Source organism: Curtobacterium sp. GD1, assembly GCF_020882855.1.
In the GTDB taxonomy this organism is placed as follows: domain Bacteria; phylum Actinomycetota; class Actinomycetes; order Actinomycetales; family Microbacteriaceae; genus Curtobacterium.
The window spans coordinates 88,766-99,390 of the sequence record NZ_JAFEVQ010000003.1 but is presented as its reverse complement, the minus strand read 5'-3'; the positions used below and the strand labels follow the sequence as shown (position 1 = coordinate 99,390).

The 10,625-nt window shown below is 73.5% G+C and carries 10 protein-coding genes and 1 tRNA gene; all 11 read right to left on the bottom strand.

Going from position 1 to position 10,625, the window contains the following annotated elements; genetic code table 11:
• Positions 1 to 14 precede the first annotated feature (14 nt).
• Positions 15 to 1,625 (bottom strand): DNA polymerase Y family protein, encoded by a 1,611-nt coding sequence (locus JSX79_RS02855; protein WP_070419144.1) that lies wholly within the window; start codon positions 1,623 to 1,625, stop codon positions 15 to 17.
• A gap of 113 nt (positions 1,626 to 1,738) precedes the next feature.
• Positions 1,739 to 2,563, bottom strand: a complete 825-nt coding sequence (locus JSX79_RS02850) for a hypothetical protein (RefSeq protein ID WP_181015132.1) — start codon at positions 2,561 to 2,563, stop codon at positions 1,739 to 1,741.
• 132 nt (positions 2,564 to 2,695) lie between these two features.
• Positions 2,696 to 4,225, bottom strand: coding sequence for an anthranilate synthase component I family protein (locus tag JSX79_RS02845; RefSeq protein WP_229085105.1), 1,530 nt, complete (start codon positions 4,223 to 4,225; stop codon positions 2,696 to 2,698).
• Positions 4,204 to 5,127: an aldose 1-epimerase family protein gene (locus JSX79_RS02840; protein ID WP_229085104.1), complete on the bottom strand. Its 924-nt coding sequence runs from the start codon at positions 5,125 to 5,127 to the stop codon at positions 4,204 to 4,206. Before JSX79_RS02840 ends, JSX79_RS02845 begins: the two co-directional genes overlap by 22 nt.
• 96 nt (positions 5,128 to 5,223) lie before the next feature.
• A tRNA-Ala gene (locus tag JSX79_RS02835) sits at positions 5,224 to 5,299 on the bottom strand.
• Between the two features lie 118 nt (positions 5,300 to 5,417).
• Positions 5,418 to 5,792, bottom strand: a complete 375-nt coding sequence (rsfS, locus tag JSX79_RS02830; protein WP_070416546.1) for a ribosome silencing factor — start codon at positions 5,790 to 5,792, stop codon at positions 5,418 to 5,420.
• Positions 5,793 to 5,898: 106 nt separating this feature from the next.
• A complete protein-coding gene (locus JSX79_RS02825; RefSeq protein ID WP_229085103.1) occupies positions 5,899 to 7,380 on the bottom strand; it encodes a hypothetical protein in 1,482 nt (493 codons plus the stop codon).
• On the bottom strand, positions 7,377 to 7,976 hold the full coding sequence (nadD, locus tag JSX79_RS02820) for a nicotinate-nucleotide adenylyltransferase (RefSeq protein WP_022907294.1): 600 nt from the start codon (positions 7,974 to 7,976) through the stop codon (positions 7,377 to 7,379). The genes JSX79_RS02825 and nadD overlap by 4 nt, the downstream gene beginning before the upstream one ends.
• 11 nt (positions 7,977 to 7,987) lie before the next feature.
• Positions 7,988 to 8,188, bottom strand: a complete 201-nt coding sequence (locus JSX79_RS02815; protein ID WP_070416548.1) for a hypothetical protein — start codon at positions 8,186 to 8,188, stop codon at positions 7,988 to 7,990.
• 42 nt (positions 8,189 to 8,230) lie between these two features.
• Positions 8,231 to 9,496 (bottom strand): glutamate-5-semialdehyde dehydrogenase, encoded by a 1,266-nt coding sequence (locus tag JSX79_RS02810; RefSeq protein ID WP_229085102.1) that lies wholly within the window; start codon positions 9,494 to 9,496, stop codon positions 8,231 to 8,233.
• 309 nt (positions 9,497 to 9,805) lie between these two features.
• A complete protein-coding gene (gene proB, locus JSX79_RS02805; protein ID WP_229085101.1) occupies positions 9,806 to 10,624 on the bottom strand; it encodes a glutamate 5-kinase in 819 nt (272 codons plus the stop codon).
• Between the last annotated feature and the right edge of the window lies 1 nt (position 10,625).

Below are 10,625 nucleotides of genomic sequence, written 5' to 3'. Positions count from 1 at the left end.
CCCCGTCCGGGCGGTCACGTCGCCACCGCCTCGGCCCACCACCGGTGGTCGGCGAGCACGAGGTACCACGCACGTCCGTCGGCGTCGACGAGCTGCAACCGGTGGAGTCGGCGTCCGCCGGCCTCCCACCAGCGCACGACGAGCGGCCACGGTCCGGCCCACGCGGTCACGGCGTCGAACCGGCCACCACGCTCCCCCTCGGCACGGAACCGTTCCGGGACCCCGGTGAGGACGCCGCGGTCGTCGACGTCGACGGTGCCGCCGTCGCCGGTGACGACGTCCACCGGGCGCGGACGGTCGAGCACGGTCGCCGGCGGCGGACCGGGAAGTTTGCCGGGCCACGGGCGGTCGCGGACGGTCGCCAGCGCACGCTCGCCACCGGCGGGAGCGTCGCCCCACGGCACGAGCACCACGCGTTCGGCCAGGGTGCGCCCGCCGCCGATCCGTGGCGTGACCACCCCGTCGTGCCCGACCAGTCCCTGCACGCGGGCGAGACCGTGGTGCACGCGTTCGTCCGGTCCGGTCCCCCAGAGCCCGCGTTCGTGGTTCGCCATGTCGTCGACCGCGACGGGCTCGAGCACCACCTGGACGACCGGCGCCTCGAGCCCGGTCGGGTCCACCCCACCGGCGAGCTGCCAGCGCACCCGGTCCACCACGTCGGCGGCGTCGAACCACCGCGGGTGCACCCACGTGCGCTCGAGCAGGATGTCCCGCTCGTCGACGATGCCGACCCGGATCGTGGTGGCGACGAGTCCGGCTGCCCGGAGGCGTGCGGCGAAGTCGTCGGCGGAGCGACGGAACGCGAACGCGATCTGGTCGGCACGGTCGAGCGGGGGTTCGAACGACGCCTCGACCCGGAGTTCGGGCGGGACCGCGCGCGCCGCGACCTCTCGCGGGTCACGACCGCCGGCGAGCCGGTGCAGGAACGCCCCGGCGAGTCCGAACCGGTCGCGCACCTGTTCGTCGGCCAGCGCGGCGAACTCGCCGAGGGTCTGGATGCCGAGGCGCCCGAGCAGCATCGCGAGATCGGCGTCGCCGAGCACGCCGAGCGGCAGCCCGGCCAGGAACGGCGCCGAGCCGTCGACGGGCACGATCCGCACCCGCTCCCCCGGACGTGCCGGGCGAGCCCGTGCGGCCTGTTCGGCGGCGAACGGGGTGTCCGCGACGCCGGCGCGCACCCCGGGAGCGCCGTGGTCGGCAGCGATGCCGGCGAGGGTCGCCGCGGCGGCTCGTTCTCCGCCGTAGTACCGGGCCGGCCCGCGGGACCGTAGCGCGAGGGTGCCCGGGCGGAGCACCTCGACACCGGGGACCGCCGCCTCGACCGCGCGGATGACCGGCTCGAACGCCCGGTGGTCGAGCGCGTCGTCGTAGGGCTGCACGACGAGCTCGGGGCAGCGCGCCTGTGCCTCGCGCACGCGGAGCCCACGGACCACGCCGTGCTGCCGGGCGCTGGCGGAACTGGCGTACACCTGGCCCTTCACCACGAGGGCGAACGGGTGGTCCGGCGGCGACCCGGCAGCGCGAGCGGCCGCGATCACCGGCCAGTCCGGGCACCACAGCACGATCGTCCGGGTCGGCGGGGGCTCGGGCAGCGCCCCACCGCGGGCGAGTGCGTCGGCTCGGATCGAACGCGCATCGGGCACGCCCGCCGCACCCGCGCCGGCCCCGGGGCCGCGTCCGGCGAGGGCACCGGTGACCCGGGACCCGGTCGTCCGGGTCCGGCCGCCGCCCCGGGGGCTCACGACGCCACCGCCACGGGACGCAGCACGGGTGTCGTCCGGCCGGGGCCGGACGCCGCAGCGGTGGGGACGGCGGCCCGGACCGTGCCGTCCGCCGCGGGCAGCAGCAGGTCGGCGTCCACCGGTCGCCCCGCTCCGGCACGACCGGACGCCGACACCGTGACCCGTCGTTCCGTCAGGAAGCCGTGCCCGTCCCCGATGCCGCTCCACTCGGACCGGGTCACCCGCAGCGAGACGTCGGCCCCGGGCCAGGACCCGAGCGCGACGAGCGCCCCACCACGCTGACGCAGCCGTGCCGACAGCCGGGAGACGTCGCCGGGCACCACCCGACCGAGCGGACGGGTGAGGACGATCTGGGCGACGTCCGCCAGCGCGGCCGTCACGGTGAGCCACTGGTCGCCCGGGTCCGGCACGAGCACGAGCCGTTCGAGGTCGATGCCGGCCGCGGCCGCTGCCTCGACCCCGAAGGACGGCACCCCCACCACCGCGCACCAGGCACCGGCGGCCGAGGCTGCCTGCAGCATCGTCATCGCGAGGAGCACCGACTCGTGCACCGAGTAGGACCCGCCCACGCGGATCGCGCCACCCGGCAGGAGCGGTGCGAGCGCCTCGGCCGTGGGCAGCCCCTCGGTGTCGACCCGGGTGGACTCCATCTCGGCCACACGCGACCGCAGCGAGGTGATCCGTTCGAGTGCGGCGCGGGCGTCACCGAGGTGGTCGACCCGCCGCACCGGCCGGGCAGGACCGGGCCGCCCGGTCGGCTCTCCGTGAGCCCCGGGCGATCGGAGTGCCGCCGCCGTCTGCATGCCCTCATATTCGAACATGTGTTCGATGATGTCAATCGGGTCTGACATCCTGTGGACAGTTGCTTCGAACACGCGTTCGACACGCCGTGTGAGCGGTGGATCAGCACCCTGTGGAGGAGTGCTCCGGCACCGCCGCCCGACGATCCGCCGTCACCAGCGGGCGACGGCCCCCACACCGGCGAGCACCGAGCGCGTCTTCGTCTCGACCTCGTCCGCCTCGTCCGTGGCGACCGACGACCACGTCACCGCGCCGCCGGCACCGAACGACCGCGACCGCACCGTGCCCCGGTCGTCGATGACCGTCACCAGTGTGCGGATCACCACCGACAGGTCGACCGCGCCGCTGGCCGAGAAGTACCCGATCGCACCCGAGTACAGCCCGCGAGGCCCGTCCTCGAGCCGATCCGCGATCCCCATGGCACTGATCTTCGGCGCGCCGGTCATCGACCCCGGCGGGAACGCGGCGTGCACCACGGCTGCCCGCGACGTCCCCTCGGGCAGGACCGCACCGATCGTCGACACCATCTGGTGCACGCTCGCGTAGGTCTCGACGTCGCAGAGCCGGTCGACGTGCACCGACCCCGGTACCGCCGTCCGGAGCAGGTCGTTCCGGAGCAGGTCGACGATCATGACGTTCTCGGCTCGGTCCTTCGCGCTCACGGCGAGTCCGGCACGGACCGCTTCGTCCTCCACAGGGTAGTCGGAACGCCGACGGGTCCCCTTGATCGGCTCCGCGGACACCGTCCCGGACGCATCGATCCGCAGGAACCGCTCAGGAGAACGGCTCGCCACGCGCAGCGGGCCGAGCCGCAGGTACGCACCGAACGGGACGGGGTCCGCCGCGCGCAGCCGCAGGTACTCGGTCAGGTGGGGGTCCGTGACGGAGCCCCGCCGCGCCTCCTGGACCGGCGGCACCGCGAAGGCGGTCGTGAGGCACACCTGGAACGCGTTGCCCGCACGGATCTCCGCGCGGCACGCGTCCACCGCCGTCTCGTAGGCGGCGCGCGTGACGCGCCCGGTCGCCGGAGCGGGGCCCGGGAGGAACGGGGCCCCGTCGTCGACGTCGACCCGCGTGACCGGGGCGGTCACCGTCTCCAGCCATGCGCGGTTCCGCGCGCTGGCCCCGGGTTCCGCATCGCTCGCCAGGGCGAGTGCCCAGGCGTCACCGGCGGCGTCGACGACCACCGCGCGGTCGACGAACCGCAGGTCCGCGTCCGCGTGCCCCTCGGCCGTCCGGTCGACGCCGCCCGACTCGCGACCGAGCTCGTAGCCGAGGAACCCGACCCAGCCGAGCGCGAAGCCGCAGCCCGCGACCGGTTCCGGCAGCACCGGGGTGCGCGCGAGCAACTCGGTGAGGACCGCGAAGGCGGGTCGGTCCGATCCCTCGGCGGTCGCGACGCCCCCGAACCACGATCGGGACGCCGGGGTCGTCTCGACGAACGCCCGTCGCGTCTCGTGCCGGAACCGCGCTGCGAACGGGCCGTCCGTCAGCGCCAGGACCGACCACCGGGCACGGGCGTGCGCGGGCGGGGGCGAACCGGCCGGCAGCGAGGAGTCGAGCCAGACCACCTCGGCGCCGGACGCGGCGGCGAGGGCGCCGAGGTCGGGAGTCGACGGCAGCCGCCGGACCTCGATCCGGGCGGACGCGGGTGCTGCCGTCAGACCGCCGCGATCGTCCACGAGGCCGCCGACGAGGACCCGGGCTCGAGCACGACGAGTCCGGCGTCGGACCCGGCGTTGAAAGCGTCCGGCGCACAGGTCATCGGCTCGACCGCGAGACCCGCACGGTGGTACTCCGGCACGACGTGGTCGGCGGTGTGCACCTGCGCCCAGCCGCACTCCGGGCCGAACGAGGCACGGACACCGCGGCCGTCGGCGGCGGTGAGGACGATCGTCGCGGTGCCGTCGGCGTCGCGGTCGAACCCGGTGAAGGCGTGGTCGATGAACCGGTCGCCGATGCGCGTCGCGGAGCGCAGGTCGAACTCGTCGTGCACCGGCGCGAGGCCCGTCGGGACGAGGCGGTCCTCGGTGACCTCGAGCACCTCGGCCGCCGGCAGCGTCAGGGTCCAGTCGTCGACACGCCCCTCGCCGGCGACGAGGTACGGGTGCGGACCGGTCCCCCACGGTGCCGCGTCGGCACCGGTGTTCGTGCCGGTGATCGTCGTGTGCAGCCCCTCGCCGTCGACGCGGTACTCGACGAGCACCTCGACGCGGAACGGGTACCCGTCCTGGGCGGGCACCGTCGTGCCGAGGACCGCGCGGTCCGGTTCGTGGGCGACGATCCGGAAGTCGGTCCAGGCGACCAGTCCGTGCAGCGCGTGCTGTCGCTTCGGCTCGGTCAGCGCGAGCTCGTGCTCGGTCCCGCCGAACGTGTACTTCCCGTCGACGACCCGGTTCGGCCACGGCGCCAGGACGGCTCCGCGGAAGGCCGGGCGGACCTCGTCGGCGTCGAACGGCACGACCAGGTCGCGTCCCTCGAACCGGAACGTCCGCAGTGTCGCCCCCACCGAGGCGATCTCGGCCGTGTAGCCGCCGGCGGTGATCGTCAGGGCGGAACCGGACAGGGGTGCGTCGCTGCTCATGCGCTCAGCGTACTGGGGACGCGGGAGCCGGATCGCCTCGGGCGCGCGTCCCCGGAACGAGAAGACCCCCGCGGTTCCGGAGAACCGCGGGGGTGATGGTGGATCTGAGGGGACTCGAACCCCTGACCCCCTGCATGCCATGCAGGTGCGCTACCAGCTGCGCCACAGACCCGAAGTGTTGGTGTTCCCACCGACTTCAGTGTGCCTCCGTTCCCCGGAGGCACCATAGAAGCGTACACCATGCGAACGCCGGGTGACGAAATCGTCGCCGCCACCCGGGCGCGTCGCACCTACGCGGTGTGGTCCACCGGGAGCTCGAGCGGGATGGTCGGGCAGTCCGACCAGAGACGCTCGAGCGAGTAGTACTGACGGTCTTCTTCGTGGAAGACGTGCACGACGATGTCGCCGAAGTCGATGAGGACCCAGCGGCCCTCGCTCCGGCCTTCACGACGGAGCGGCTTGGCCCCGGCTTCGAGGAGGCGCTCTTCGATCTCGTCCGCGATGGCGAGCACGTTGCGCTCGTTCCGGCCGGTCGCGAGCAGGAACACGTCGGTGAGCTGCAGCGGCCCGGTCACGTCGAGGGCGACGAGGTCCTCGGCCTGCTTGGCGTCGGCCGCCTGGGCGGCGATCTGCACGAGTTCCACTGCGCGTGAGGAGGCGGTCACGGATTCCTTCCGGTCGGTCGACCTGGCAGGCTGCCGGATCGCTTGATGGGTCACGATCATAAGCCACCCACCGACACACGGCCAGGCCGTGCGCGGTGGGGAGGACTCAGAACGTGTGGGTCGTGACGAGGGCCACGATGATGACGGCTGCAGCGGCGACGCCGACGGCACCGACCGTCACGCCGAGGATGAGTGGCGTGCGCGACTCCTTCGGCTTGGCCGCCGCGAGGACGACCTGCCGCGTCGAGGTGTGGCTCGACACCGCACGGCTGGCACGGACCGGGCTGGCGTCCGTGTCGGGCTGTTCGTCGTGCTGCTCGAGCAGGCGGTCGACCTCGGCACCGTCGATCGGCCGGTGCGATCCGGTCGAGGACAGCGACGCCGGCAGGTCGATCGAGCCGGTGAGGATGACCTCGCCCGTGGCGTTCAGCGCGCCCGTCGGGTCGGCGAGGGCCGAGTTCGGCAGGATGATCGCGTTCGTGTTGGTCACGGCGACGCGGCGCGTGCCGGTCTCCTCGTCGTGGACCTCGGCGTCGTTCGAGTCGTGCGCCTGCTGCGACCAGTGGCCGACGGGCGGCTCGAACGCGGTCGTGAGGGGCTTCGGCTCGGCCGGACGCTGGAACGAGGCCGGCACGCGGGGGGCATCGGCTTCACCATCGCCGGCGGACGAGGGCGCGCCACTCGACGTGGGTGCCGAGGCGGCGCGCGCGGGCTGGGCGGCGTTCTGGACCGGGACCTCGTTCGTGTCGTCCTCGTCCAGCGAGAGCGGGAACACCGCCGGCGTGGAGGACTGGATCGGGGTCCGCTGCGCCGTGGCAGGGACGTCCGGGGCGCCCAGCGTGTCCGGAGCATCCGGTGTGCCCGGCGCGTCCGGCGTGTCCGGCGTGTCCGAGTCGGCTTCGGTGTCCGACGGCTCGGTGGCCTCGGGCGGGGCCCAGGTCGAACGGTGGCGACGCGGCTCTTCGCTGTGGGCGGCGGCTTCCTCGAGGGGCTCGATCGCGTCGGGCGATCCGTCCGCCTCGGTCGCCTGCGCCACGGCCGCCTGGTCGAGCACGACCGTCTCGGCCGAGGGCTCGGGGTCGACGGAGGACTCCTGCGCGAGCGGCTCGGGCTCGGCGGCGGCCGACGTGCCCGTCGCGTCCGGCGTGCCGGGGCGCTCCGGTCCACCGTGCAGCGCGTCGACCGAGCCGAGGACGTCCTCGACGGTGCGGTCGGACGACTGCGGGGTCGGGTTCTGCAGCGGGACGGGCTGGATCGCCTGTCCCTCGGCCGCGCGCAGCTGCCGGATCTGCCGACGGGTGAGTCCGCCCGAGCCGGGGACGATCTCGGTCGCCGAGGCCGGGGGCATCGACGGCACACCGGAGCCGGCGGACGACGGCGACGAGGCCGACGACGGCACGGCGGACTGTGCGGGTGCGCCGGGGGCGGGAGCGACGTGGCTGCCGGGACGGTGGCGCACTTCCGGCTGCTCGGCCGGGGCGGCGACGGTCGGGGGCGGCGTCACGGGCTGCGCACCGCCCGCGGCGGCACGCTCCCGCTCGCGCGCCTGGCGCCGCGACAGGGGCGGCTGCGCGTCGGACGAACTCATGCAACGCTCCGATACAGATGGTGCTTGGAGATGTACTGGACGACACCGTCGGGGACCAAGTACCACACGGGGAAACCACGTCTCACCCGGTCGCGGCAGTCGGTCGACGATATTGCCAGCGCGGGAACTTCGAGCAAGCTTACGTCTCGTTCGGGCAGACCCGTGATGCTCAAGGCGTGTCCCGGACGTGTCACAGCGACGAAGTGCGCGAGGTCCCAGAGGCCATCATGGTCCTTCCAGTCGACAATCTGCTGGACGGCGTCTGCGCCGGAGATGAAGACCAGCTGCGCGTCGGGTCGCTGCTCGTGCAGGTCCTTCAGCGTGTCGACGGTGTAGGTCGGGCCCGGGCGGTCGATGTCCACGCGGCTCACGGTGAACATCGGGTTCGACGCCGTAGCGACGACGGTCATGAGGTAGCGGTGCTCGGCGTCGGTCACACCGGACTTCATGTACGGCTGCCCCGTGGGGACGAAGACCACTTCGTCGAGGTCGAACGCGCGCGCCACCTCGGACGCTGCCACGAGGTGGCCGTTGTGGATCGGGTCGAACGTGCCACCCATCACGCCGATGCGAGGCCGCCCCGTGCTCTCGAGCATGGAGTCGCGGGTCAGTGCTCGGCGCGACCGAACTCGTCGACACCCGTCTCGTGGGTGCGCGTGGCCTCGAACTTGTGCGAGTGGCGGTAGGCCACGTCGCGGAAGCTCCAGGTCACGAACCCGAGGAACGCGAAGAAGAGGGCACCGACGAGCGGGAACACGTACGCGGGGACCCCCGAGGCGTGCTCAGCGGCTTCTGCGAGGAAGGTCATTGATCCGATGCTCCGTTCGGTCGGGGGAATTCGCCGTTCAGTCTAGCCGCGGATCTGTCCCTGCCCGCGCACGATCCACTTGGTGCTCGTCAGCTCGGGCAGCCCCATCGGCCCACGAGCATGCAGTTTCTGCGTGGAGATCCCCACCTCGGCACCGAACCCGAACTCCCCGCCGTCGGTGAACCGCGTCGAGGCGTTCGCCATCACGACCGCGGAGTCGACCTCGGCCAGGAAGCGCTCGGCCGTGTCGACGTCGTTCGTGACGATCGACTCGGTGTGGTGCGTCGACCAGCGCGCGATGTGCGCCATCGCCGCATCGACGTCGGGCACCACCCGGACGGACAGGTCGAGGTCCATCGACTCGGTCGCCCAGTCGTCGTCCGTCGCCCGGAGCACACCGGGCACGAGCACCCGCGTGGCGTCGTCACCGCGGAGCGTGACGCCGGCGGCCCGCAGCCGGTCGGCCAGCGCGGGCAGGAGCCGGTCGGCCGCCCGCTCGTGCACGAGGAGCGTCTCGAGCGCGTTGCACACGCTGGGCCGCTGCACCTTGCTGTTCAGGACGATGTCGATCGACCGGTCGAGCGGGGCCGACTCGTCGAGGAACACGTGGACGACCCCGGCACCCGTCTCGATCACGGGCACCTGCGACTCGGTCACGACGGTCTGGATCAGTGACGCGCTGCCCCGCGGGATGAGCACGTCGACGAGCCCGCGCGCCCGCATCAGGGCGGTCGCGCCGGCACGCCCGAACTCGTCGATCGTCTGCACGAGTTCGCGCGGCAACCCAGCCGAGGCGACGGCGTCCTGGATCCGGGCGACGAGCACCGCGTTGGTGCGCTGCGCCGCCGAGCCGCCCCGGAGCACGACCGCGTTGCCGCTCTTCAGCGCGAGGCTGGCGATGTCGACCGTGACGTTCGGCCGCGCTTCGTAGATCGCGCCGACGACCCCGAACGGCACCCGCACCTGGGAGAGCTGCAGCCCGTTCGGCAACCGCGACCCGCGGACGTGCTGCCCGACCGGGTCGGTGAGGCCGACGACGTGCTCGACCGCGGCGGCGAGGGCGTCGATGCGGACGGGATCGAGCCGCAGCCGGTCGAGGAGCCCGGACGAGAGCCCGCTCTCCTCGCCCGCCAAGAGGTCCTCGTGGTTGGCCGCGACGATCTCGTCCGTCGCCTGTCGCACGCCCGCCGCGATCGCGAGGAGCGCCGCGTCCTTCACCGCGGTCGTCGCCGTGGCGAGGACCGACGCCGCGTCGCGCGCAGCGACGAGCTTGTCGGTCAGGGTCGGGGCGGATGCGGTCAGCGACATGGCTCGATTCTAGGCGCGGGGGTCCGCCACATGACGGCGGTCCGGCTCACCTGTGGAGGGCCCTGGAGGCGCGGCTCTTGTGGAGGAGTCAGCACACGCCCGCAGCGCCCTCACCACTCGGTCCGCGCGCCCCGCGAGCGGGCACGACACGCCGCAGGCGTGCCGCCGAGGTCGCGGAATCCGTCGCTCGGAGGCGCCGAGCGTGACGAACAATGCCCCCTCGGCGGACGTGAGCGGCGCGTCGAAGCCGACCCGCGCCTCCCGAACCGAACCGAACCGAACCGAACGAACCGAACCGAACCGAACCCGTCAGCCCCGCGCCGCCGCCTCGAACCAGGTCCCGACCGGCTCCCCCGCCAACGCCCGCTCCACGAGCGCCGTCGCCGTCACGAGCACCGCCGTGCCGGCCTCGGCCGCGAGCCGGGCGGCAGCGACCTTCGTCCCCGCTCCCCCGGTCCCCACGCCCGCGGCACCGATCGACCCGAACGTGACCCCGGCGAGCTCGTCGCCGAACGGCACGTGCGTGATCGGCGCCGCGCCGGGCTGCTCCGGGGGCCGCGTGTAGAGCGACTCCACGTCGGACAGCAGCACGAGTGCATCGGCCCCGAGCAGCCGGGCCACGAGCGCCGCGAGCCGGTCGTTGTCCCCGAAGCGGATCTCGTGCGTCGCCACGGTGTCGTTCTCGTTCACGATCGGCAGCACCCGCAGCGCGAGCAGCCGGTCGATGGCCCGCTGCGCGTTCACCCGGTGCGTCGGGTTCTGCAGGTCCCCAGCGGTCAGGAGGATCTGCGCCGCGACGACCGCGTGCCGGTCGAGTTCCTTCTGGTACCGGAACATCAGGACGTTCTGCCCGGTCGCGGCGGCGGCCTGCTGGGTGGCGAGGTCGTCGGGGCGGCCCTCGAGCCCGAGGAACGGGAACCCGGTGGCGATGGCGCCGGAGGACACGAGGACGACCTCGGTCCCCCGGGCGTGCGCTGCCACGATGGCGTCGACGAGCGGTGCGATCTGCCCGGTGTTGTCACCGCTGACCGACGACGACCCGACCTTGACCACGATCCGCTTGGCACGCGGGATGTCCTCGCGCCGGGTGACGGGTCCGAGGTCGGTGCGTGCGGTCGTGTCGGTCATG